The 26,249-nt window shown below is 40.5% G+C and carries 20 protein-coding genes; 8 read left to right on the forward strand and 12 right to left on the reverse strand.

Features of this window, described 5'->3' with window-relative positions:
- The 3 genes from WFY05_RS10685 (at position 1) to WFY05_RS10695 (ending at position 2,771) form a co-directional block, all read left to right on the forward strand.
- The gene (locus WFY05_RS10685; protein WP_340112831.1) at positions 1-1,722 is read left to right on the forward strand and encodes a sensor histidine kinase; all 1,722 of its coding nucleotides are present in this window, start codon (positions 1-3) and stop codon (positions 1,720-1,722) included.
- A 12-nt stretch (positions 1,723-1,734) separates the two neighbouring features.
- Complete coding sequence (locus WFY05_RS10690; protein WP_340112832.1) at positions 1,735-2,496, forward strand: LytR/AlgR family response regulator transcription factor; 762 nt, start codon at positions 1,735-1,737, stop codon at positions 2,494-2,496.
- Positions 2,497-2,579: 83 nt separating this feature from the next.
- Positions 2,580-2,771, forward strand: a complete 192-nt coding sequence (locus WFY05_RS10695; RefSeq protein WP_340112833.1) for a cold-shock protein — start codon at positions 2,580-2,582, stop codon at positions 2,769-2,771.
- A gap of 127 nt (positions 2,772-2,898) precedes the next feature.
- Here the strand turns inward: WFY05_RS10695 and WFY05_RS10700 are convergent, their stop codons facing one another.
- Together WFY05_RS10700 and WFY05_RS10705 are read right to left on the reverse strand one after the other, a co-directional pair.
- Positions 2,899-4,167, reverse strand: coding sequence for a hypothetical protein (locus WFY05_RS10700; RefSeq protein WP_340112834.1), 1,269 nt, complete (start codon positions 4,165-4,167; stop codon positions 2,899-2,901).
- A gap of 201 nt (positions 4,168-4,368) precedes the next feature.
- A complete protein-coding gene (locus WFY05_RS10705) occupies positions 4,369-5,604 on the reverse strand; it encodes a hypothetical protein (RefSeq protein ID WP_340112835.1) in 1,236 nt (411 codons plus the stop codon).
- A gap of 362 nt (positions 5,605-5,966) precedes the next feature.
- Here WFY05_RS10705 and WFY05_RS10710 point away from each other — a divergent pair, with 362 nt between their 5' ends.
- Positions 5,967-7,388, forward strand: a complete 1,422-nt coding sequence (locus WFY05_RS10710) for a monomeric [FeFe] hydrogenase (protein WP_340112836.1) — start codon at positions 5,967-5,969, stop codon at positions 7,386-7,388.
- A 36-nt stretch (positions 7,389-7,424) separates the two neighbouring features.
- On the opposite strand, the gene WFY05_RS10715 is transcribed toward WFY05_RS10710, so the two are convergent.
- The 4 genes from WFY05_RS10715 to WFY05_RS10730 form a co-directional block, all read right to left on the reverse strand.
- The gene (locus tag WFY05_RS10715) at positions 7,425-8,183 is read right to left on the reverse strand and encodes a LytR/AlgR family response regulator transcription factor (protein ID WP_340112837.1); all 759 of its coding nucleotides are present in this window, start codon (positions 8,181-8,183) and stop codon (positions 7,425-7,427) included.
- On the reverse strand, positions 8,184-10,052 hold the full coding sequence (locus WFY05_RS10720) for a sensor histidine kinase (RefSeq protein WP_340112838.1): 1,869 nt from the start codon (positions 10,050-10,052) through the stop codon (positions 8,184-8,186).
- Between the two features lie 266 nt (positions 10,053-10,318).
- Positions 10,319-11,809 (reverse strand): Gfo/Idh/MocA family protein, encoded by a 1,491-nt coding sequence (locus WFY05_RS10725; RefSeq protein WP_340112839.1) that lies wholly within the window; start codon positions 11,807-11,809, stop codon positions 10,319-10,321.
- A gap of 104 nt (positions 11,810-11,913) precedes the next feature.
- A complete protein-coding gene (locus WFY05_RS10730; RefSeq protein WP_340112840.1) occupies positions 11,914-13,455 on the reverse strand; it encodes an SLC13 family permease in 1,542 nt (513 codons plus the stop codon).
- Positions 13,456-13,603: 148 nt separating this feature from the next.
- Between WFY05_RS10730 and WFY05_RS10735 the strand changes: the two genes are divergently transcribed.
- The 4 genes from WFY05_RS10735 to WFY05_RS10750 all read left to right on the forward strand — a co-directional run bounded on the left by WFY05_RS10735 (position 13,604) and on the right by WFY05_RS10750 (position 21,471).
- Positions 13,604-13,954, forward strand: a complete 351-nt coding sequence (locus WFY05_RS10735; protein ID WP_340112841.1) for a thermonuclease family protein — start codon at positions 13,604-13,606, stop codon at positions 13,952-13,954.
- 66 nt (positions 13,955-14,020) lie between these two features.
- Complete coding sequence (locus WFY05_RS10740; protein WP_340112842.1) at positions 14,021-16,240, forward strand: amino acid permease; 2,220 nt, start codon at positions 14,021-14,023, stop codon at positions 16,238-16,240.
- Between the two features lie 60 nt (positions 16,241-16,300).
- Positions 16,301-17,197 (forward strand): mechanosensitive ion channel family protein, encoded by an 897-nt coding sequence (locus WFY05_RS10745; RefSeq protein ID WP_340112843.1) that lies wholly within the window; start codon positions 16,301-16,303, stop codon positions 17,195-17,197.
- A gap of 203 nt (positions 17,198-17,400) precedes the next feature.
- Positions 17,401-21,471, forward strand: coding sequence for a CehA/McbA family metallohydrolase (locus tag WFY05_RS10750; RefSeq protein ID WP_340112844.1), 4,071 nt, complete (start codon positions 17,401-17,403; stop codon positions 21,469-21,471).
- Positions 21,472-21,503: 32 nt separating this feature from the next.
- Here WFY05_RS10750 and arsB read toward each other — a convergent pair whose 3' ends face one another.
- The 6 genes from arsB to WFY05_RS10780 form a co-directional block, all read right to left on the reverse strand.
- Entirely contained in the window at positions 21,504-22,598 is a 1,095-nt protein-coding gene (gene arsB, locus WFY05_RS10755) for an ACR3 family arsenite efflux transporter (protein ID WP_340112845.1), read from the reverse strand.
- A 123-nt stretch (positions 22,599-22,721) separates the two neighbouring features.
- A complete protein-coding gene (locus tag WFY05_RS10760; protein ID WP_340112846.1) occupies positions 22,722-23,150 on the reverse strand; it encodes an arsenate reductase ArsC in 429 nt (142 codons plus the stop codon).
- Positions 23,151-23,160: 10 nt separating this feature from the next.
- On the reverse strand, positions 23,161-23,634 hold the full coding sequence (locus WFY05_RS10765; protein ID WP_340112847.1) for a thioredoxin family protein: 474 nt from the start codon (positions 23,632-23,634) through the stop codon (positions 23,161-23,163).
- 41 nt (positions 23,635-23,675) lie between these two features.
- Entirely contained in the window at positions 23,676-24,449 is a 774-nt protein-coding gene (locus WFY05_RS10770; RefSeq protein WP_340112848.1) for a pyrroline-5-carboxylate reductase family protein, read from the reverse strand.
- A gap of 19 nt (positions 24,450-24,468) precedes the next feature.
- A complete protein-coding gene (locus tag WFY05_RS10775; RefSeq protein WP_340112849.1) occupies positions 24,469-25,512 on the reverse strand; it encodes a permease in 1,044 nt (347 codons plus the stop codon).
- A 34-nt stretch (positions 25,513-25,546) separates the two neighbouring features.
- Positions 25,547-26,248, reverse strand: coding sequence for an aromatic aminobenezylarsenical efflux permease ArsG family transporter (locus tag WFY05_RS10780; protein WP_340112850.1), 702 nt, complete (start codon positions 26,246-26,248; stop codon positions 25,547-25,549).
- Position 26,249 lies beyond the last annotated feature (1 nt).

Below are 26,249 nucleotides of genomic sequence, written 5' to 3' on the forward strand. Positions count from 1 at the left end.
ATGAGAAAGTCAACAATTGCCATAGTTTTTATTATCCTGTCAACTTTGTACAGCAAGCAAAAAGCACTTTCACAAACTTACCGACCGACCGTAAAATTTGCAATGGAGCGTACCGACAGTCGATTTATGCTAAGGCAAAAGGGATATTATAATGCAGACACAAACAACATTAATGGTGTTTATGGTTTTACTGAATATAAAAAACTCGAACGTGATGCCAAATTTCGTAGCCCAATAATGCTTGGCGTGTTGTTGAATCATGAACTTACAAACTTCCACACGTCTGATGTAAAGTCGTATACAAAAGACTTTGTTTGCTATGTTATTTCAGACAGTAGCGATGTAAAAATAATTGCGGCCGGTATTACTTCCGACAACTATAAGGATTACAAATACCATGTGGTAAAAAACGACAGTGTTGAAATCATCCCATGGACTTCGGTTTCGGTATCAAATCTCGAAAAAAGATACGGCGTAGAAAGGCCTTTCGCCAACCTGGGAACCTACAATTCTCCCGGAGATCAGATTTTGGTTGAAGTGGTAAATAAAAACGACTATTCGATTCGCGATGGAATTATATTCGACTGGCGGGTCGATTTCACACCCAGAGTCACCCAAATTAGCGTCCTTACAAACAAAGATAAATTCAACCTGAACTTTTCAAAATTAAACCGGGGTTGGGTCTCACAATTCGATCCGAAATCAGGTATGCCACTCAATCTTGCTTTCCCGGTTGACAGTATTGATAATTTTCGTTTTTACTTCGAAAATCATGAAACCGTACCCTACGCAATATTTTTAAAAAAGGAAATAGCTTCCAGAATCTCTGTGGAATACTTAGATTACGAGATATTGGGCAATTATTACGATTTCTCTTCAAAATTTTTTAAGGAGCCAGGGAAATATGAATTAACGATTCATCGTATTGGGATAAATCGGAATAAAGAAGATCAAAAATTACATTTTAAATTTGAAGTGCTTTCCTCCCCAGTGGAAGTCCAGAGTTTTACCTTGCTTCAAGTGGTTTATTTTGGGGCAGCTATTATACTTTTGTTCGCCCTCGTTTTTTTAGTGTATTACCTGGTAAATAAAAGAAAAAGAGCCAAACTAAGCCGGCAAAAACAACTAATCGATTTAAAACTAAAAGCGATACAAGCGCAGTTAAATCCGCATTTCATGTTTAATGCCTTAAGCTCCATTCAAAACCTGATGAACAAAAATGAGGTGGAAGAGGCCAATCTGTTCCTTGGTAAATTCTCGAAACTCACACGGCAAGTACTTGACGCGGGTGACGAAGAAATGATCAGCCTCGAAGATGAGCTGCTTATTCTGGAAGAGTATTTATACATGGAACAGTTGCGTTTTAACTTCAGTTTCAGAATTAAAACCGATGATGCCATTAATAAAGCAAACACCGAAGTTCCGGCTATGCTTTTACATCCCTTTATCGAAAATGCGGTTAAACATGGTGTGGCACCACTTGGTAAGGACGGAAAAATAGAACTTGAGCTTAAGCGGGATGAAAATAATTTGCTGATGCAGATTACGGATAACGGTAGCGGATTTTCGGAAGAAGCAATTGGTGAAAACTCTTTGGGAATAAAACTGGTAAAAGAAAGAATTAAACTTCTGAATCAATTGTACGACCATCAATTTGAATTAAAAATAGAATCCGCTTCGTCCGGTACTAAAATCGTATTAATTTTAAAGAGTTGGTTTTAGCGGTTTACAATTATGGATATTAAATGTGTTATCGTCGATGACGAGTTAAACAATATCGAAAATCTTCAGGGTATTTTAAAAAAGTGCTGCAATGAGTTTCGTGTAGTTGACGTAGCTACCAACGCTGACGATGCTTTCCGGAAAATTAATTTGCATCAACCCGATCTTATTTTTCTGGATATTCAAATGCCCGGGAAATCAGGGTTCGATCTGCTTAAAATGTTTCAGGAAATCAACTTCGAGATCATATTTGTTACCGCCTACGACAAATACGGAATTCAGGCGATTAAATTTTCGGCACTCGATTATCTGTTAAAACCAATCGATATCGACGATTTACGAACGGCCGTTGAGAAGGCTAAAAAGCGCATTACCCAAAAAAAGCAGAACCTGAATATCGAGAATCTTATGGAGTTTATAAAACGTGGGCAAAATGAATCTCCTAAAATTGCACTCCCCACTTTTAATGAAGTATTTTATGTAGAAACAAACGAGATAATTCGTTGTGAAGCTTTGGACAATTATACCACCTTCTATCTTCGTGACAAAACAAAGATCGTTGTTAGTAAACCATTAAAAGAATACGCCGAGATATTACAATCGTTCCAATTTATTCGAACGCATCAATCGCACCTGATCAATATTCATTTTGTTAAAAGCTTTTTGAAAGAAGATGGTGGAAAATTGCTGATGAAGGATTCAACAACGGTTCCAATTTCAAGACAAAAGCGGAATTTTGTGAAAGATGCGCTAGGTAGTTTCGCAAGTCAATAACCTACAAAAAACATGCTTTAATATATATTTTGTGATTTATTGTAAAATTAGTTGTAGCTTGCGCCCATTAATTTTTATATAACATGAATAAAGGAACAGTAAAATTCTTTAATAACGCCAAAGGATTTGGATTTATTAAAGACGCAGAATCGACAAAAGAGTATTTCGTACATGCCAACGGATGTAAAGATGAAATTCAGGAAAATGACGAAGTAACTTTTGATCTGGAAGAAGGCCGAAAAGGGCTGAACGCAGTAAATGTAAAACTAGTTTAGTTATTATATTGCTTACATGAAAATCCTGCCTGAGGCAGGATTTTTTTTTACCAGCTCCTCACCTTTCGGCACCAAACTCTGTTAAAATCCTCGAACTTTTTATAGTTGCATAACATGTGAGTTTATACTAAAACTCAAAACCTTTAATCGTTGGCCGAGCCAACTTTCCGCTTAATTCAAGTACGATCGCCCCGTTTTCGCGTGGCAGTTCTTTTCCCATTTGTTGTTCAAAACCATTTACCATTTTTTCCAAATCGGGCGCTAAGTCATGCACGGTAACTTTTGCTTCCTTTATAGTAGAATTGGCCGGATTTGAAAGGTCCATATCAACATCGGCATTGATATAGGCATCGAGCAGCGAACTTTTAATCCTGCTATTGGTAATACTCAGTTTTTCGCGGTCCAGGTGATAATTAAAGTTGAAGCGTTCAACATCGAGGTCGCTCATAGAAAGACTCATCATCGATTGTCCATTGTTAGTGTTCGGATTATCGTATTGAATTTTCAGATTTACTACTTCTAAATCCATGTCTCCCTGCGGAAAGGTTTTCTGATCGAACGACATTGTGGAGTTAGTATTGAAAACCAGCTTATCGAGTTGAAATTCGCCTTTTCCGCCGTTTTCATCTTCCCATTCAAAGTGTTTAGGTTCGAGCCTTAAACGGCTTTCCATCGCAGCTGTTTTGGGTTCAAAATCCCTTCCTCCTTCACCTTCGTATTTAAATGTAGCATGGCCTTTGTACGAAATAACCGGAGATTCAATCGAAAACTCGCGGATATAAATTTCTTTTAATTCAGGATTGTAAACCAGTGTATAGTTTCCTGCATCAATACTTGTCAACTGTTCCTGTAATTGCGATAAGGGTGGATTGGAATAGGTGTTCTCCGGCAGTTTCACTTTCAATCCGGAAAACGATAAAAGCAATTCTTGTTTTTTATCGGGGAAACGTGTCTCCATGTTGTCGAAATCCTCTTTACTAAGCTGACCGTCAAAATCAACTGTAACATCGTCGAAAATCACAGATACATTTTCATCTTCCCCTCTCACCTCGGGTTTCACCAGTTTTATTTTCAGCGAATTAATTGCCTCAAATTCAGTGCTCTCCAGCCAGCGCTGCGCCTCTTTATACGGGATATCAATATCGAGCATCTCGCATTTAAAAGTTGCCTCCTTATTTAAAGCGCCAACAGAAATATCTTTAATTTTTACCTGCGAGAAAAGTGGATTTACCTTCACTCCAGTGTACTCGATAGCAACAGGTAGTTCGTTGTTTGCTATTTTTTCTTTTAGACCGGCATCAATTTCTTTCGCCAGTTTGTTTCCGTAAATAATATTGCCCACTACTACCGCGGCAAGTAGCACAAGAACTACAAGTAAGATAATTTTTGTTTTCATTTTTGAGAAGTTTAAAATCTGAGGTCGAATAATCAGCAGTTTATAAAAGTTAGGTCTATTCTGATTAATGATTCATCGATAAAATGACGACAATGTAACATAATTATATAAGAATTCGGTAATATTTCACAGCATTCTTATTCCATTTTAGAAGAATTTAATACCGATGCTAGAAACACTGCAACTTTCCAGACACTCTTACTAAAATGACAAGCTGTTCTTCTGGTTTCTCCACCTCATTTTATATACCAGCCCCCATTCTATCCAGTCGGCAACTCGTTCGTCACGGGTTTTTAACGAGAGCTGAGCGTCAAGCTTTGGTAAAATCTCAAACCTTCCTCCGGCGCGCATATACCATTTCCCGCGTTCCTTAAATGGTTTGTAAATGTACCTTCCGTAATTAAACATCAAGGCAATTTTACCCACTACGTATTGTACTCCTGCATGTGCTCCGTAAAAAGCTTTATCACTAAAATTCAATGCATCGGGATTGGTTGTACTATAGTAGTTAACCACCGAACGATCGAAGAAGAAATCAATACCACCCATTATTTTTAGTTTATGGTTAAACTGGTAGGCATAATCTACGGTAACACTGTTTGTAAAATACCTTGGGCCCACATTTTGGGTGCTATCCATATCGCCATTCTTGTGTTTCCAGTTGCCGGGTTCAGCTTGTACATTACCGACGGCTGCCATAATACTTATTTCGGAATAAGGCTCAAATTTGGGCTTTTCAGCAAGTATAAAATTGGGGCGACGATAAGGTTTTTCAACAAACTGTTTATTTCGTGGAGAGTTGTAATGATAAGTTGAACTCAAATTAAATCCCAACATATTAATACCTTTTTGTGGTGTTGACATCCGGCCACAACTAAAATGTAGAAAAGAAATTCCCAATGCCAAGTCAATGCGCTCAGTTAACATATAATACAATTCGAGCGACAGGTTCGCATGTAGGTTGCTTTTTGCAGCAATTATATTTTGTTCAGGATTATTTTCCGGATCATACTTATGAAACGCGGTTGCTAAACCAATCTCTAAATCAGCGTTTAACCGAAACTTATTCGAAACAGATAAAATCGGTTCGCTGTAAAAAAGATAATAAGAAATGGGTTTCCCAAACAATTCATCAACATTGTCCCTGCCAAGATCATAGAAAGCAACCCCAATACCATACTTCGGATAAGCATGAACTACCTGCCAGGCCTGCCGTCCACTTGATTGTTTACCTAAACGAAACCCTACTCCATTGAAGTCGCCTTCCAGCAATTGTCTGTATCCCTCAAAATCTGTATGATGACCATGCAGGTACGAAAATTGCATATAATTAAACCAGCCATCATTTTTAGAAGAATCTGCAATTTCCTGTCCGCTGGCAGCACTAACCAGCAGCAAAATGAAAAATAAAAACAATATGTTTTTAAGATCTGACATAGAATCAAATCAATGTTAAACACTGTCAAATTATCAAGGGATATAAAATTTGCATTGTATGTTTTTTAAAAGTCAACAGCCAATATTGGCTTAAAGGATCATTTTCAGTTTATTAAATATACAAAATCATTCCCGTTTATTCATTACCATATGCTCATTTAATAGATAAGCTCCTTTGAAGAAGAACTACAGCATACTTTTTGCAGGACCAATTCTCATATTTCTGAATCGCCCTATTTAAGGACTTTTGGGTATGTTTTTCGGTATTAAGCCTACCTTAATACCACTTACCAAACAGTTACTTTTTGTCAGCGCAAATTTTTAAAAGACGTACTTTTGCGCTGTCAATTAAACAGGCAGTTATGGGTTATACAAGCAATACACACATTATACGGCGTGATTTACTACGACAAATTGTGAAACTGTTTGCCAATGGTGATCTGGTAGATAAAATCGATCGCATTCCGCTTGAGATGCGTCCCAAAAACAGGGAAGCACAACTTCGTTGCTGCATTCATAAAGAACGTGCAGTTATCAAGTATAAAATGTTTCCGCTACTCGGTTTTACCATGGATGATGAGCAGGACGAGTTAACGCCTTTGAGTAATTATGCTGCTTCCGCCATTTCGCGCGACAAAGTAAAAGACGAAATACTAACTGTAGTTGACGAAGCCTGTACCAGTTGTGTTAAAGCCCAATATGTGGTTAGTAACCTTTGCCGGGGATGTGTGGCTCGTCCGTGCATTATGAATTGTCCGAAAGACGCAGTTAGCATGGTCGACGGACAAGCAAAAATAGATCCTGCAAAATGCATTAACTGCGGAATTTGTAAACAGCAGTGCCAGTACCACGCTATCATTCACGTTCCTATTCCTTGCGAGGCTGCCTGTCCAGTGGGTGCCATTTCGAAAGATGAAAACGGCGTGGAACGTATTGATGACGATAAGTGTATCTACTGCGGAAAATGTTTGATGGCCTGTCCTTTTGGAAGTATATTCGAAGTAAGCCAGTTGGTTGATATTTTGATGTCGATTCGTAAAGAAGAGCACCTGACTGCGCTGTTTGCACCATCGATTCACGGCCAGTTTGACCTTACCACCGGACAGATTGAGAACCTGCTAAAAGAAATTGGTTTTAACGAAGTTATTGAAGTTGCCGATGGTGCACGTAAAACCGTTGAGCACGAAAGTGCCGAATTTGTAGAGCGAATGAAAGCCGGACAGGCATATATGACCACAAGTTGTTGCCCGAGTTATGTTGAGACCGTTGAAAAACACGTTCCTGCGATGAAGCCTTTTGTTTCGGAAACGCCTTCGCCGATGATGTATGCTGCCGATATGGCACGTGAAAAACATCCGGAAACCAAAGTGGTGTTTATCGGCCCATGTATCGGTAAACGTAAAGAAGCCAAAAAGAACAATAAAGTCGATCTGGTGATGTCATTTGAAGAATTGAATGCCATGATTGTTGCTTTAGAGATCGACCTGGGCACTTTACATGATAACGATGGGCGAAACAATGTAAAAACACTCGACCGCGGATTTGCGCTTTCGGGTGGTGTGGCTGCGGCAGTAAAAGCCGAACGTCCAGAGTTGAAAATCAATGAAATGGCCATAAATGGCATTGATAAAAAAGCGCTGGGCTTGCTAAAAGCTTATTCGCGCGGAAAAGCACCGGCCGATTTTATCGAAGTTATGACTTGTGAAGGTGGCTGTATCAACGGCCCCGGATCGCTGGGTGATATGAACGGAAATAGGAAATTATTCAATACAAATTTGAAATAAACCGGATAAACTCACGTGAAACAAAATATTTAGTCACTATTCAAGTAGCTGGCGAATGCTTACAGCAAACGATCGCCCTGTTTCTATTTTAGTCCGACCCTGATCGTCAAGAATCAAAATATACTTCCCTCTGAAATATTTCCGAACTTCGGAAACGTAATTAGAGTTGACTATTATCCCCCGTTGAACACGCATAAAATTGCTTTCTAAACGCTCTTCCAGTTTTTTAAGGCTCATCTCTGTCATGTATCGTTTACCATCGCTGGTATAAAAATCGACATACTTGTCGCTGGCCTCAAAATAGGTAATTTTATCCGGTTTTACCAGGATCACCCTATCTCCTATTTTATGGGGGATCGACTGCAAAACCTTTGACTCCTTGTTTTCATGTACATAATCAAGCAGCTCTGCTATCTTGCGACTCATATTCTTACTCTCAACACTCTTTAGTTTGTCGATCGTTAACATTAGCCTCTCCTTCTCTACCGGCTTTATCAAATAATCTAAAGCCACAGTTTCAAATGCTTTCACAGCGTATTCTTCATAAGCGGTGCAAAAAATTATAATCGGAACATATTCCAGTTCATGGAGCATCTCGAAACCATTTTTCCCGGGCATTTGTATATCCAGAAATACCACGTCGGGTTTTAGTTGATTTATAGCTGCCAGCCCCTCTTCCCCATTTCGGGCTTCAACAGTTAGCTCAAAAATTGTATCGAAACCAGATAATAGTCTCTTTAATCGCTGCCTTGCAATTTGCTCATCATCAATTATCAATGTTGTAAAGCGTCTCATTTATTTAAGTTTTAGGCTAACCTGCTTTACAGGGCTGTTTGTGAAACTTAATTCAAACTTATCTCCGTATAAAATTTCCAGTTTGTCGTAAATACTCTGTAACCCGAATCCCGGCGTTAAATCCTGTGGAAATTCTTTTCCCGAATCTTCTACTGTTATCAAAATATCTTTTTTGTCTTTCTGAATTTTGATCTTTATTTCACCACCTTCCACCGATTGTGAAATGCCATGCTTCACAGCATTCTCGGCCAGTGGCTGAATGATGAAACGCGGAATCTTTAGTTCTTTCATCTCTTCGGCAATTTCTATTGAATAAACCAGCCGGTCGTCAAAACGGACTTTTTCAACATCAAGATAAATTTTCACCATTTCCAGTTCTTCATGAAATGTTGTCCAATCCGATTTTTCTTTGTTGATGGAATACCGGAACAGCTTCGACAATGAAAGCGCCATGTGTTCGGTCTGATCGGCATTTGTATGCGCCAATCCGGCAATTGAGTTCAATGAATTATACAGAAAATGGGGATTGATTCTTGAGTGCAAGGCATTTAATTCTGCTTTGGTTTTTAGTTCGCGTAAATGAATCAGTTTTGTTTCATTTTCGATAACAAGGTCTTTCTCCTTAAAAAAGAAGTAACTGATTAAAGCCCTGAATGCCGCAATAATCATAATTATCATAAAAACAAATGAAATAAATTCGATTTCATCCTTGGTTATAAACGGAGAGTCATTTCTTTTAAATAAGGCCGTAATTGCCAAATACGCACTAAATGGAATTAATCCGGTGGATAAAAATATTAAGACAGTCTTTAGCACTTTTTTATGGGTATTTCTATGAATTTGTTTCTCTACCACCCTTAGCATGTTGATAGCTGGCAATCCGACTATTAACACCGCCAAACTAATATTCCGAAAGTTTATTAAAAAATCATTTGGTTTTATGACTTTATACCACCGGATCGAATCTGAAACGACCAAATAAGCACTCACCAATATGGCAATCATAAGCAAGCCAATAACGCCATTCAGATTTAAACGGAATAATTGATTGGTCACTCCTTTTTCAATTGCTTTTGAAATTTTAAGAAATACAAATAACATGAGTAAAAACAGTATACCAGAAGGCAGAAGTATAAATTGACGCGCATATCTTCTTAACCATTCTGAAATGTGATAAGTCTTATATTGTTCTTTTGCGACAGCCAGTTTAGCTTTAAAATCAGGCGAATAAACAGTGCTTAATATTTTTTGATCAAACTCCGGTAAGGCCTTGTAGAAAAGTTGTTTCCGCTCGCCAACGTCAGTTGCCCGAAATATGCTTGGAGGTAAACCATCGGCTGTACGATTATTTTTTTTCCACTCAATGTCATTCCAATAGTAAGGGAACAGAGAAAAAGCCAGGTTATTTGTAAGAAAATTCTGTCTGTACTCCGTCGGGACTAATCCTGTATTAACAGCCATGCTTACCTGTGCAGGCTGCCTACCTTCTCTGGTAGTATTAAAAGAAGAACGCCACGTTGATTGTTCTGAACCGTTCAGCGTTATGATGCTTTTATATTTATAAAAATTAGTGCTGTCTAAAAAATATATTTCAATATTTCCCCGATCATAACCTGAAAGGACTAAATTAATTGTTCCGAGTAAAGGATTTAGTTCTTTGATTGAATGTTCAACCATCCTGACATCTGTGGAATCGTAATTACCAAAAAGCTTAACATTTATCATACCATTCCAATTATTAACAATTTCATCCCTGCATGTTTCAGCAATAGCCCTCCAGGGAATTTCAGGTAATTTTTCTTCGGTATTACTACTGAAGCAACTTTCAGCAATTAAAAAAGAAAATAAAAAGGTTAGTAATATTTTCATCGTGATAAATTTAGAATTAATACTTCCCAAAAGAAGAATATCACGGAGCAGTTTTCAATGTTTTTCCGACAAGGTGGTATAATTAAGTGATAAAATGGTTAATTCGGACAAATACGGCTGTACCGGTACCATGAAACTATCCAGAATAAATGTTGTGAGGGAGATTAGTTCTCGTTAAAACTGACTCCAGGAATCCTTCAGATTCTCAAACAAGAAAAAGCCGTTCCCCAAAAGAAACGGCCTCCATTCTATTCTATGAAAAAAAACTAATGTACGTTTAACTGTCCTTCTGAATTGGCATCAACCAGGTTGCGAACACCGGTTGTTCCGCCTTCGTTCATGCTCAAATCGAGCGGTTTATTTGTCTTCCATGCACCGCGGGTAAAATCAGGAATATCGATAGGTTTCGAGCCGTTGGCAATCGACCACTCGCTAAGCGGCGTAATCGAACTCCAGGCTGCAGCATCGTAAACATCCATATCCATCGGAAGACCGTTGCGCAATAAGTCGATCAGGCGCCAGTCCATGATAAAATCCATGCCACCGTGACCTCCCACCTGTTTGGCCATCTCGCCTACCCTTCTTACAATTTCGGGTGTATATTTTTCTTCGAGTTCTTTCATTTTTGCCTCATCAGCTACCTGGTGCCCAAAGGCAATTTGTTGAATCGGATATTTCTGAGCAAAACATTTGGTACCACTCAACTGGTGAATACGAGAATACGGACGAGGAGAAGAAACATCGTGCTGAATCATGATCGTTCTTCCTTTTGCGGTGCGGATCATTTGCATATCCATGTTTCCGCGCATATCCCAACCTACGAACTGTTCGAAGAAAGGATCTTCTTTTGCTTTTTCCTCGATACGTTTTGCAAGTGTAAAATCGTCGCCCATCATTGCAGTAAGATAATCCATTTTATCACCACGATTGATGTTCATCGCCTGACAAATCGGGCCTAAACCGTGGGTTGGATATACATTAGCTTTTCTTCTGTTTTCGTGCAAACGCCACATTCCCTGGTAGGCACCATCGGTCATCTTTTCATCCTGTGGTTTATTGAAGTGCCAGTAATCCAGGTCGTGGATATACGCTCCCTCACCATGGATCAGATCGCCAAAGACTCCCTGACGGACCATGTTCAAGGTAAGTAGTTCAAAAAAGTCGTAACAACAGTTCTCCAAAATTACACAGTGCTTTTTGGTACGCTCCGAAGTCTCCACCATTTGCCAGCATTCATCCATGGTTTTTGCTGCCGATACTTCAAGTGCGGCATGAGCACCACCTTCCATGGCAGCAATTCCTACAGGCACGTGCCATTCCCAGGGCGTTGCCGTGTAAATCAGGTCGCAAACTCCATCGGCTGCAAGGCGTTTAAATTCAGTTTCCGAACCTACATACTCTTTGGCTTTAGGCAGCCCGGCATCTTCCAGAATTTTCTGTGCACCGTCAACTGCCGCCTGACGGATATCGCACAGTGCCACAATCTCAACACCATCGATGTAAGTCATTCGCTTTACGGCACCCGAACCGCGGTCGCCAATTCCAACAAAACCTACCCGAACTTTATCGAGTTTTGGAGCGGCGTATCCACACATGTTAAAATTCATGGCCGGAACACGTTCGGCTGATTCCCGAATAAATTTTACTTTTTCTTCTTCATTTGTCGAAGGATTGCAGGCACCCATTAACGGAGTGGTAGCAGCAACACCGGCACCAACACCAATGTGCTTTAAGAAAGTTCTACGGTTTGTACTCATGATTTAACTTTTATGATTTATTTTTGATATTATCAGAAATTCGCTTTAAACTTATTAATTTATTTTCAAAGATTTGTAATTCGTTTCCGAATTACTGACGAAAATCATGGACTTTTTACATTGGCAGCCCAATCCGGGAAAGCAGATACATCAATATCAAATACCATTGTACCCCAGAAATACATCACCAGAGTTGCAATTATAATCCCTGTAATATTGAGCAGGATTCCTGTTCTCACCATATCTTTTACCCGTATACGGTTGGTACCGAATATGATAGCATTTGGAGGAGTAGCTACCGGTAACATAAAAGCCAGTGAAGCTGCCAGTGTTGCGGGAATCATTAGTAAAAGCGGATTGATTTTTATGGTCACAGACAATCCGGCCAAAATTGGAAGGATCATTTCAGTTGTGGCTGTATTGGAGGTTAATTCCGTTAAGAACGACATCATCGTAACATTGGCAAAGGTAAGAACGATGGGCTCAACATTGGCCAAATCGGCCAGTTGTTCGCCAAACCATTCGGATAATCCTGACTCGACAAATCCCTGCGCCAGCGCAAAACCACCTCCAAAAAGCAAAACAATGTTCCAGGGAATTTTTCGGGCTGTTTGCCAATTCATTAAACGTTCGCCTTCCTTTGATTTAGACGGAATAATAAACAGCAAAATGGCAATAAAAATAGCCACAGTGCCATCATTAATGTACGAAGGATCCTCAAAAAGATTTGCCCAGCCGGGAATTACAAACGACTGAATATTAAATCCCGATCGAAAGATCCAGAGCGTGGCCAGCATAGCAAACAGGATCAATACAATTTTTTCTTCGGGTTTGGCTTTGCCCAACGCTGTATATTCTTTTCTAAAATCATCGAGTTGAATGTTCTTCCAGCTTTTTTTGGGCTTGTACATCAGAAAAAGCAGCAACCAGGAAGCTACAAACAACAGTATGGTTACCGGGAGTGCAAAGATAAACCAGTCGGCAAATGAAATGTCCGTCATTTCGGGAAAGATGATGTTTACGATCCGGGCAAACGACAAATTTGGAGGAGTACCTACAAGCGTAGCAACACCACCTATTGAAGCGGAATAAGCGATTCCCAGCAATAATCCGATGGAATACTTTTGTGTGTTTTTCTCTCCCAACGCTTCTTCCAGTTTCATAATAATTGAAAGTGCGATCGGTACCATCATCATGGCTGTGGCTGTATTCGACATCCACATCGACAGAAAAGATGTGGCCAGCATAAATCCCAAAAGAATTCTTCCCGGGCTGATGCCAAACAGGATAAGGATCCGCAGTGCAATCCGCCGGTGCAAGTTCCAGCGTTCCATGGCAAAAGCCATCAAAAAACCACCAATAAACAGGAAGATCAGGTGATTAAAATACATGGATGAAACGGTTTTGCCATCTACTACTCCAAACAGCGGAAATAAGGCCACCGGTAACAGCGCTGTTACTGCCAGTGGAATGGCTTCGGTTATCCACCAAACCGCCATTAAAAGGGCAACGGCGAAACAATATGTCACCTGCCTGTTTCCGGGCGCAAGGTCGGTAAAAAGAATGATTAAGAGTGAAATGAGTGGGGCTAAAATTAAAGCGATACGTTTATTTCTTAGCGATGCTGATTTTACTTTTTTTGGCATATATTGGTCAATGGTTTCTCCGAAATTAATAAAACTTTAGCAGCCGTTCGGCATCATTTGCAGAAAAATAGAATGAATGTCTTTGCTTGCTTTACTTGATTATCATTCGCTTTTTGCATAACTTAAACAAAATTATAACACACAAACCATGTATACATACAAAGCGAAGGTAGACCGCGTAGTCGATGGCGATACGATTGATCTGGTCATCGATCTTGGATTTAAAATCACCACTTTTCAGCGCATACGGCTGCGTGGAATCAACACCCCGGAAACTTACAACGTAAAAAAGAATTCTGAAGAATATAAAAAAGGCATAAAAGCCAAAGCTTTCGTTCTTGAAAGGATTGGAGAAAACAACAACGAAGTGATTGTTGAAACCGATAAGGATGTGGGCAAATTTGGCCGCTACATTGGCATTATTCGCCTGGCCGATAACGAACAATCGTTAAACGATGAATTGGTTGAAAAAGGTTTTGCCGAATATGCCGAGTACTGATTTTTTATGTCTTGTAAACCCGAAAAAACTGTCTATCTTTTTACAGCTCAATTTTTATAATTTTTTATGACAAAACAGATCAGACAATTTGGGACAGCTCCCGTTTTTTTCACTGCAATTTCCACCATTTTAGGAGCAATTCTCTTTCTGCGCTTTGGCTATGCCGTTGGTACGCTCGGTTTTTGGGGTGTGGTGTTAATCATTCTTCTCGGGCACATGGTAACTATACCAACCGCTCTGGCCATTTCCGAGATTGCCACCAACAAGCGCGTTGAAGGCGGTGGAGAATACTTTATTATTTCGCGATCTTTCGGTCTGAATATTGGGGCTACCATTGGAATGGCACTGTATTTTTCGCAGGCCATCAGCGTGGCTTTTTACGTGATCGCTTTTACCGAAGCCTTTGAATTTCTGTTCGACTGGATCGCGCGAAGCTATGATTTTATTCTGCCACGGCAAGTGATCAGTCTGCCGGTAATGATCGGCCTGGCAATTTTGATCATAAAAAAAGGCGCCAACCTTGGCGTAAAAGCATTGTATATTGTGGTTGGCGTTTTACTGATATCACTGGTCATGTTTTTCCTGGGACACACCACTCATGCCGAAAACACAAGCTATTCCCTGTCAGACAGCGCATTCAGAAATCCGCAAAGTTTCTTTGTTGTATTTGCCATTATATTCCCGGCTTTTACAGGAATGACGGCTGGTGTGGGATTATCCGGTGATCTGAAACGACCTTCCCGATCGATTCCGCTGGGTACAATCCTGGCTACGGTCTCGGGCATGATCATTTACTTTTTTATTGTATTCAAACTGGCGTCGTCGGCCCCAATTGAGGACCTGTTGAATAAACAACTGATCATGGGCGATATTGCCATTGCCGGTGCCATTGTTGTTCCTTTGGGACTGGCTGCTTCAACCATCTCGTCTGCCCTGGGATCGTTTATGGTAGCCCCGCGTACATTGCAGGCACTGGCACTCGATAAAGCCTTGCCATCAAAAAAAGTTAACCGCTGGCTTTCCACTGTAAATCCTGCCGACAATGAACCGCAAAATGCCTCACTCGTAACCGCAATCATTGCATTTGTATTCGTGGCGCTCGGGAATGTAAATGCAGTAGCATCTATAATCTCGATGTTTTTTATGGTTACCTACGGATCGCTGTGTTTGATTTCTTTTCTCAACCATTTTGGCTCCTCTCCTTCCTACCGGCCAACATTCCGTTCCAGATGGTTTATTTCACTGATTGGGTTCCTGGTTTCGGTGTGGGTGATGTTCAAAATAAGTACACCTTATGCGCTGCTGGCCATTTCAGTAATGACTTTGATGTATCTGTACGTGAATCATTACCACAAATACCGCAAAGGATTTGCCTCTATTTTTGCCAATGCCTTGTTTCAACTAAACCGCGATTTACAGGTCATGCTTCAGAAACGCCGCGATAAAGTTACCCACCAGGAATGGCGACCAAGTGCCATTTGTATATCGAGTAAGCCAATTCACCAGAATAAAGCATTTAACCTGCTCAACTGGATTTCGTTTAAATACGGGTTTGGAACCTATTTACATTTGATTGAGGATTATTATTCGAAGAATACGGTAGATCAGGCCGAGAAGAAATTGCACGAAATTTTTGAGGGGATCAGCAATACCGAAAATTATGTTTACATCGATACCATTATTTCGCCTTCGTATACTTCAGCTATTTCGCAAGCCATACAAATACCCGGTGTGGCCGGTATGGAAAACAATATGGTAATTTTTGAATACGACAAAGAAAGTCCGGAAAAACTCAAAAAAGTGGTCGAGAATTTTGCACTGGTTAACAGTGGTAAGTTCGACATCTGTATCCTGGCATGTTCTGAAAAACCAATGAACATGAAAAACGGCATTCACATTTGGATTAATTCACTGGACACCGAAAATGCCAACCTGATGATTTTATTGAGTTTTATTATTCTTGGTCATCCCGAACTGAAAAAAACCGAAATAAAAATATTTGCTTTATGCAAAGAAGAAGAACTCCCGTTGATACGCAAAGAGCTCAAAAACCTGGTCATCCTGGGGCGTCTTCCCATTAACGAGAATAACATCAAGGTGATCATTCAACCTGAGGGGGTTTCGGCCAAAGAAATTATTTCGCAAAAGTCGGATAAAGCCGGGCTCACTTTAATCGGGCTTCGTGAAGAACTGGTGAAACATGGTAAGGAAGAGGTATTTAAAGGTTACGATAATATAGGTACTACTCTTTTTGTGCATTCAAAAGATCAGAAAAGTATTAATTAGATTTCAATAGTTGCAATTTGCTCTATAATATGTAAATTTCCTCGTAAAAGGCGTGCGCCAATGAAACAGATAAATGAATTCCTGACGCATCATGTTGGATTAAATACCGAAACATTTGAAAAAATAGTGTTTACGGTGTTAATTATTATTTTTCTGTCGCTGTTTCGGATTCTTGTATTAAGGCTAGTCTGGCGAAATACCGAGAACATTAAAACGCGCTACCAGTGGAAACGATCTTTATCATTTTTCATACCAACTTTAGGCTTCCTGCTCATTGGTGCAGTGTGGGTTAAGGCATTTGAAGAGTTTGGAACATTTCTGGGACTGTTTACTGCCGGTATTGCCATTGCATTAAAGGACCCGCTGACCAATTTTGCCGGCTGGCTCTTCATTATTTTTAGAAAACCTTTTGTGGTGGGCGACCGGGTGCAGGTTGGCGAACACACCGGCGATATTATCGATATTCGTCCTTTTCAGTTTACCATGCTCGAAATTGGCAACTGGGTAGAAGCTGACCAGAGCACCGGAAGAATCATCCACCTGCCAAACGGAAAGGTATTCCTGAAACCGCAGGCCAACTACAGTTCGGGTTTCGAATACATCTGGAATGAAGTGGCTGTAAACATTACTTTCGAGAGTAACTGGGAGAAGGCAAAAGCATTGCTCGAAAAGATAATTAACGAGCTGGAAGAGGATATTCCGATAAAGGCACAAAAAGAAATCCATGAAGCCAGCAAGAATTATATGATTTACTACAAACACCTTACTCCTATCGTTTACACCTCGGTAAAAGAATTTGGTGTGCGTTTAACGGTCCGGTATCTTTGCAACCCGCGCACCCGCCGCGGCAGTGAAAATGCACTTTGGCAAAAAGTATTGCTTGCTTTTAATGCCGAAAAAGACATCCAGTTTGCTTACCCAACAACACGCTTTTATACGGCCGGAGAGAAAAACTGAATTAATTTCTAACTTACAAATAGTATCTGCATCAATTGAAAAACAAGATTTGTTACTAATTGAAAGGCGAAAAAATATTGAACATAAATCCAAATTGATGTATTTATGAAATTCAGTTTTTTATTTGAAACAAAAAATCGTATTTTGTATCGATCTTATTTTCAGACCCTTTATAAAATCAGTTTCAAAAAAACAACTAAATCATGAAAAACCAAACTTTATTCACTTTTAAAATTAGTGCAATACTTTCCTTGTTGATTATATCAGGAACGGTGATTGCGAAAACGGACGCCAGAGATGGAAACAAACCAATGTTTAACGCTGCTCCTGCTGAGGCAATTGGAGATTATAATGTCTATTACGGTCACCTTCATAACCACTCCAATGCTTCGGATGGAACAGGAACACCAGATGAGGCCTATAACTACGCAAAAAATACCGCCGGTCTGGATTTCTTCAGCCTTTCCGACCACGCCTATCTGATCAATTCCACGGAGTGGACAACCATTAAAAATACGGCCGAAAACTACAATGAAGATGGCGTGTTTGCCACTTTTTGGGGTTTTGAATGGTCGCACAGCACACACGGTCACGTAACGGTAATAAATACTGAAGATTATTGCACAACAGGTACCGAACCAAATTTCAGTGATTTGCTTTCATGGGTGAGTTCACGGGAATGTGCTGCCTTTTTTAATCATCCCGGCCGGCAGAATTCCACCGATGAAGAATTTGGACAGTTCCTTGATACTCCTTCTGACAAGTTTGTTGGTATGGAATTGTGGAACAAAACAGATGTGTTTAATGTGTATTACTACAACGATGGTTATTATTCTCAGGATGGCAACTTAGGATATTTTGATGAGGCATTAACCCAAGACTGGAGGATTGGTGCGGGAGGTTCGGAGGATAACCATACCTCCAATTGGGGAACGCGCACGGATAACCGACTTGCTGTACTCGCCAGTAATCTGACCAGAGCCGATATTTATGAGGCGATAAAAAGCAAACGATTTTTTACCACGCTTGATAAGAACCTGAAATTGTCGTTCACAATAAATGGACAGGAAATGGGCTCTACCATACAGGGCAATTCAGGACAATCGCTCCAAATTCTTGCTTCCGATGATGATGCTGAAATATTCTCGCAAGTTCAACTGTTTTTAAATGGAGCAGTGCTTAGCACATGGACTCCCGGCATTCCAGATGTAAATATCAGCGAAAATATAAGCACTTCCGATGGCGATTATTATTACATAAAAGTAACACAAAACGACGGTGATGAAGCAATCTCTTCTCCAATATTTATAGAAGGAGGTATAAGCAATGAATCACCTGTTTGTTCGATCACCAATCCGGAAGAAGGAGAACATTTTAACCTCACGCAATCCATCGTTCTTTTAGCTAATGCGAGTGACTCGGATGGCTCCGTTTCGCAAGTTGAATTCTTTGTTGACGGTGTTTCGGTTGGATCAGATAATACATCGCCTTTCGAAGTAAACTGGACTATTCCTGCCAACGGGACTTACACCATTACAGCAAAAGCAAGCGATGATTTGAATGCAGAAACCACTTCCGAACCTGTGAACATTACAGTTGGAGTCTTTTCTGAAACTGTTTCTGCGCAGATTGCATCAAGCAACGATGATGTTGAGGAAGGTCAAAATGGAGCCATGTACACAACCAGTACCGACCTGGAATTGATTTACGATACCTACAACGACCAGTTTTTGCAAACAGTCGGACTGCATTTTAGCGACCTTAATATTCCACAGGGAGCTACAATTACAAGTGCATCGATTCAATTTACAGTTGATGAAGCTTCAGCCGGAACTGTTAACCTTATCATATCGGGAGATGCGAGTGATGATTCGCCGGCATTTACAAGTTCAGCATATGATCTTTCAAACCGGACCAAGACTTTAAATAACGTAAACTGGAGCCCTCCTGACTGGAACACGGTTAACGAAGCTGGTATAAATCAGCAATCACCCGACTTTTCGCCTGTTATTCAGGAAATTGTCGATCGACCCGGATTTTCTGTAACAAGTGCCATTTCGCTTTTTATTACCGGAACCGAAACCAACAAAAGAGTTGCCGTGGCTTATGACGGATTGCCTGCCTCTGCAGCCGTTTTAACCATCGAATATACTGTTGGCGATGATAATATTCCTCCTGCAACGGAATTTTCATATTCTGCTACTTATCTTGACGTAGATTTTACTGATGAGTCAAGTGACAGCGATGGAACCATTGTCGATTGGCAATGGGATTTTGGAGATGGGAACACATCTACGGAACAAAATCCAACTTACACTTATTCCTCTCCCGGAACATTTACCGTAACGCTAACTGTAACGGATGATGACGATGCCAGCAACAACACTTCGCAACAGCTTACAGTAAGTTGTCTCGACAGCGACGGTGATGGAGTTTGCGATGCCAATGATAATCAAATTAATTCACCGTGTCCGGATTATGTCGATGAATTTGGTGTATCTATCGACACAGATGGTGATGGTCTTGCAGACTGTCAAGACGGCTGTCCGGATGATGCCAGTAAGACGACACCGGGGGTTTGCGGTTGTGGTATCCCGGATACTGATTCCGACAGCGATGGAGTTGCTGATTGTATGGATGACTGCCCTGATGATGTAAACAAAACAACAGCGGGTGACTGTGGATGTGGAGTTGCTGATACTGATACGGATAACGATGGTTTAGCCGACTGTATTGACGGCTGTCCGGATGATCCGAATAAAACGGAACCCGGAGATTGTGGGTGTGGTATTGAGGATACCGATTCGGATAATGATGGTATTGCCGATTGTATCGATGATTGTATGGCTCAAACTACCAATTTTGAAGATAATTTATTGATTCACTCCGGATCTGGTCTCAGTTCAACAACATTAGATCTTCCAAACAATAGTATGGATGTTTCCTTTACAATAAGTGGAATCAACACACAGTTAGGTAAACCAGCCAACAGATACACTGAACTTGTCTCGATAATTTATATTGATGAAAATGGTATTACGCAATCTGGAGGCATATACAGCGGAGCAGATGTAAGTACTGTTGAAATTAGTATTTCCGGATATGTGCAATCGGTTACAGTCAGTTTAACCGATGGCGATGATGGCGACTCAGGATCATCAACCATGAGTATTAGCTTTAGTGCAGTTGATTTCTGTACTGGCGAAGTTGAACCTTGTGCTGATGACGATGGCGACGGAGTGTGTAATGAAGTTGATCAGTGTCCGGGATATGACGACAATATTGATACAGATGGAGATGGTTTTCCGGATGGTTGCGATGAATGTCCTGAGTTTGATAATAATCTTTTAGGACAGAGTTGTAACGATAATGATCCCTGTACAGAAAATGATATCTATGTTGATTGTAATGTGTGTGCAGGAACCTTTTCTGACAGCGATATTGATGGTATTTGCGATGACAGCGACATTTGTCCTGGTTATGATGACAATGTTGATACGGATGATGATGGCGTTCCGGATGGATGCGACGCTTGTCCTACAGATCCAAATGATGCCTGCGAAGCTTCCGACTACTGTTTCCCAGAGAATATGATCAATACCGGAGATTTCATAAAGGCAGTTACGATTGGCAGCTTTTCTGAAACTTTCGAGTTGGGATCAGGTTACCAGTATTATACTGAGCGTATTGTTTCACTGAGCGCCGGAACAAACACTGTTGAACTTACTCCGGAGAACAGTAAAAACCGCAATTACTGGAAAATATGGATCGATTCGGATTACGACGGTGTATTCGACGATTTAACAGAAACTGTACTTTCTATTCCGAGTAAAAAGGGAACAATAAGTGCAGATATTACGGTTCCTGTAATTACCGAAAATACCCGAATGAGAATCAGTATGAGAAATCAAGCATTGCCTTTGCCCTGCGACGACGGTTTTGAAGGAGATGTGAAAGATTTTGACATCTCTGTAGCGGCATCAACCAAAAGCGCTTCTGTTAAACCCTCAACACCGGTTGCTGAAGAATTGTCGTTGAAAGTTTACCCGAATCCGTTTAAGAATGAAATTAATATACAGATTAGCGGAAATGGCGATTATAAAAAGTCAAGAATACATATTCGTGATATCGCAGGAAAACTCATGTATTCGGAAGTATTTGGGCAACAAGGTATAATTAAGATACAGGATATACATCTCAGTCCGGGATGTTATTTTATCACCGTTCAACTGGATGACTGGACAAAAACCGAACAACTGATAAAAACGCGCTGATAAAATCGTCGATTTACACGAAAAGGCTGTTACTAACTGGAAACAGCCTTTTCTGTTTTACTGAATTTTTGTCTCATTCGAAGCGCAACATTTACCAGTGCAATCATCACCGGAACCTCAACAAGCGGACCAATAACTGCTGCAAAAGCTTCTCCCGAGTTCATCCCGAAAATGGCAATGGCAACGGCAATTGCCAGTTCGAAATTGTTACTGGCAGCGGTAAACGACAGCGTAACGGTTTGCTTGTAGTTGGCTCCCACCTTTTTCCCCATGGAAAAGGAAATAAAAAACATCACCACAAAATAGATAAGTAGTGGTATAGCAATCAGAACTACATCCATAGGAATTTTAACAATGTACTCCCCTTTCAGCGAGAACATCACCACAATGGTAAAAAGCAATGCGATCAAAGTTATCGGACTGATCTTAGGAATAAACTTCTGTTCGTACCACTTTTTATTTTTTACCCTGATCAGGATAAAACGTGTCAGAAAACCGGCTGCAAACGGAATTCCAAGATAGATCAACACGCTTTCGGCGATCTGCCCGATGGTAATATTTTCAACTGCGGCGTTGGTAGGAACACCAAACCAGCCGGGTAAAACGGCTATAAAAAACCAAGCATAAACCGAAAAAAACAGCACCTGGAATATGGAGTTAAATGCAACCAGTCCGGCAGCATATTGAGTGTCGCCTTTAGCCAGGTCATTCCACACAATCACCATGGCGATACATCGTGCCAGCCCGATCATGATAATTCCATACATATAAGGCAGATTGGCATTGTTTTCGCCTGGAAACAGCTTAAAAAACACAATGGCCAGTGCAAACATTAAAACCGGACCAATCACCCAGTTCTGGATAAGCGAAAGGCTCAGCACTTTGTAATTTCTGAAAATATCGCCCAATTCTTCGTATTTTACTTTCGCCAGCGGTGGATACATCATCAATATCAAACCAATAGCAATGGGCAGGTTAGTTGTACTTTCTTCCGATGGTTTTAACGACTCCCAGAACTCGGCGATCGCCGGAAATAAATACCCGCTGAACACTCCTGCAGCCATGGCCAAAAAGATCCATAGCGTTAAATATCTGTCGAGAAATTTGAGACGTGGTTGTGACGGCATATTTGGAATATTTGAATGTTAGAATTTTAGAAGATTAGAAAGTGGTTCGAAGTTATGACAGAAATTAAAGTAGCCAATCTGCCATCTACAAACTGAGAACTTCTCTGAACTTTGAACACTGAACTAACTCAACTGTGGTTTCAATTCTTCTTCATAAAGTTTTCGGAACCCGGATCTTATCTCGTCGCGAACGCGATAATATTCACTCTCGATAAATGCAGGAGTTCCTACCACATGCGAAGGATCGTCGTAGCCCATATGCAAACGCATTTTTACTTTTCCTAAAAATGCCGGGCAATTTTCGTTGGCACCGCCGCAAACAGTAATTACATAATCCCACTCCTCTCCGAGGTATTTTTCTACCGAATCGGAAGTGTGCGAGCTGATGTCGATCCCAATTTCGCTCATCACTTCCACAGCTTTATGGTTGAGTTTTCCCGATGCTTCTGTTCCGGCCGATTCAACCTGAATACGCACATCAAACGACTGCAAAAAACCGTGTGCCATCTGGCTGCGGCAACTGTTACCTGTACAAAGTATAAGTATTTTCATGCTTCTCTTTCTAAATTTTTAATTGAATTATATTTTTGAATTCTTCTTTTGAAACAAAACCGTATTTTCGGAAAACTTCTGTTCCCTGCTTGTCAAGAATGATGTGTGTTGGCACTGCTGCAATTCCAAAATATTTCATCAGTTCCTGGCTGTCGGGATTTAAGATCTGAATAACCTGAACATTTACTTTTGTAGCATCCCAGTTTTTTATGGCTTCCAAAACCGGCTCCATTTGTTTACAGATGGTACAACCTGATGATTTAAACTCCAACAAAGTAAATTCAAAGTCTTCGTTATTATCAAGGTAGTTGAAATGCTTACGGATGTATTCTTTAGCAACAAACTGCGTCTCTTCTGAAGCACTTTTACTTACCTCACTTCCAATGTAATCGTAAATTTTATTCTTGAAAACCAATGCAATAAGTAAACCTGCTACTACAAGAATCAAAACGATCAGAATGCCATGTTTCTTTATCATATTCATCTAAAATGTCTTCCTAAAACAACTCCAGTCTATTCAAAAAACTACGGTTTGATCTTCTCAAACAAACCAATCAGTTTAGTATTCAGTATATCTCTTATCTCATCTTCGTTTTCCCCAATGGGTTTCACCGGGATTAAATCCATTACTTCTTCAGGATTCAAATCAGACTTGTAATAGAGTTTCCATGCTTTTTTCAAGCTTGATGAAACTGCCTTCCGAGCTTCCTTTTCCGATAAACCGGTTTCGAGGGCAATGTTTTCCATCTCCTGCCACTGAAACCAAAAATAGGTGGGTAACATGGCCGAAACAATCGCATATGCTTCCAGTTTCGATTCTTCTGTTTCAAGGATTTTGCCCAATTTCTTAAGCACTTTAAATACCTGTTTTTTCTCCTTCGCACCAAAATCGTCAGAAAAAGTAAGTGGATTATAACCATCGTTAATAAACGATGTGGCGTTAGGAATCATTCTTGCCAGTTTTTGAGTTGGCAGAACCAATGCCATTTTTTCAATGGTGATTTTTGGTGCGAGAGAAATTACAATCGTATCTTCTGTTACTGATTCTTTTATGGCCTGCAAGGTTTCCATCACTACAGGAGGATGCACCGCAATAAAAACGATGTCTTCTGTGGCAACTTCGGCAGCAGATTCAGCAACAGTTATTTCTGAAAAATCAGCATGCAATGCTTTTATAGTTTCGGCATTCGGGTCAAAAACTTTTACGATTTCGGGTAAGGCATTTTTGTTTGTCAGCCCCTGAAGAAAAATCCGTGTGATCCTTCCCCCGCCAACAAATCCTATTGATTTTAGTTTCATAATTTTTTGTTTGATAGTTTTACATGATATAGTTAAAGGTGAATCCTACAATGATAATTCCCAGCGCAACAATCCCCACAAAAATGACGATAAACTGCCATTTCAATACTTTTTTTAGGATGATGATCTCGGGTAATGACAGGCCAATAACCGACATCATAAATGCGAGGGCAGTACCCAGACTAACTCCTTTTTCCATTAACACGGCTACAATGGGAATAATTCCGGCGGCGTTCGAATACAGCGGTATCCCGAGCATGATCGCCAGTGGAACGGCGTACCAACTTCCCTCGCCCATGATCCGGGCCAGTGCATCTTCCGGGACATAGCCATGAGCACCGGCACCCACTGCAATACCAATCAGGATATAAATCCAGATTTTACCAACGATCTCTTTTACAGTATCAATGCCAACTTTTATCCGGTCGGAAAAATTCAGGCGTTCTTCAGACTGATCCTGTTGGTTGGCTTTAACCTGGTATACCCAGTCGGCCACGTATTTTTGAAGTTTTAGTTTTTCGATTATAAATCCGGAAACGGTTGCAATCACCAGACCCGTTGCTACATAAATCAACGCGACTTTCCAGCCAAACAGTCCGGCCAACAGAATTAAGGCCACTTCATTGATCAGCGGAGCAGCAATCAGAAACGAAAAGGTAACTCCTACCGGAATTCCGGCCTCTACAAATCCCAAAAACAAAGGAATTGCCGAACACGAACAGAATGGGGTTAAAATCCCCAGTCCCGAGGCCATTACATTACCGGCAAAAACCGACTTTCCTTCAAGCGCTTTTCTTGTTTTCTCCGGCGAAAACCAACTTCTGATGATGCCAACAAAAAATACGATCAACACCAGCAAAAGCATGACTTTGGGTACTTCAAAAACAAAAAACCAGATGGATTCGGTCAGGTGTTTTCCTTCTTCAAGGCCTACCAGATCGTACACCAGAAAATTGGTTATGTGCTCCAGGTTGGCGTAAAGCAATACCCAAAGCGGCAACAATAAAACCGGTACCAGCCAGGTATTTTTAGTTTTTTCCAGTGTCAGTACTTTTTCGTTCATTTCTCTCTTCCTTAATTCTTCCCTAAACGATTTATTAAAAATAGACGGTTATGATGTAGTATATTCCTACCAATATAAAAACTACTGAAATCAGCCTTCGAAACCAGATCTCAAAGGTTTTAAGCTTGTTGTACACTGTCCCGACTCCCGAAATGGTATAGGCAATCAGCCAGGCAAAAATAATGACCGGAATACCCGTTGCAATGGCGAATACTACCGGTAAGTACAAACCTGATGCACTGCTGATGGTCATCGGGATAAGCATGCCAAAGTAAAGCACACCACTGTATGGACAAAAAGCCAGCGCAAATAATACGCCCAGCAAAAGCACATCCCAGTAATTTCTGATGCCATTCTTTTCGTATCGCTTTGTTAGTTTGCTAACTCCCGGAAATTTAATGTTCAATACATCGAGCATCAGCAAACCAATGATAAGCAGCAGCGGACCGATGATCTTTTCGCCATTACGTTGAAAAATCCCGGACAGCGAAAACTGGTCGGCACCCAGAAAAATAATTAAAGCAAGAACGGTATAAGCCACTGCCCTGCCCAGCGTATAAACCAAACCATTATAAAAAACACGGTTTCGGTTTTCAATGTCTTTGCCAATAAAACCAATTGCAGTGATGTTGGTCGCCAACGGACATGGACTAATGGCGGTCATTAGTCCCAGTATCAATGCGGTAAAAAAAGGCAATGAGCTGTTTTCGAGCAGTCCGCTTAAAAATCCTTCCATG

The organism is Maribellus mangrovi (assembly GCF_037646455.1).
Lineage (GTDB): Bacteria > Bacteroidota > Bacteroidia > Bacteroidales > Prolixibacteraceae > Draconibacterium > Draconibacterium mangrovi_A.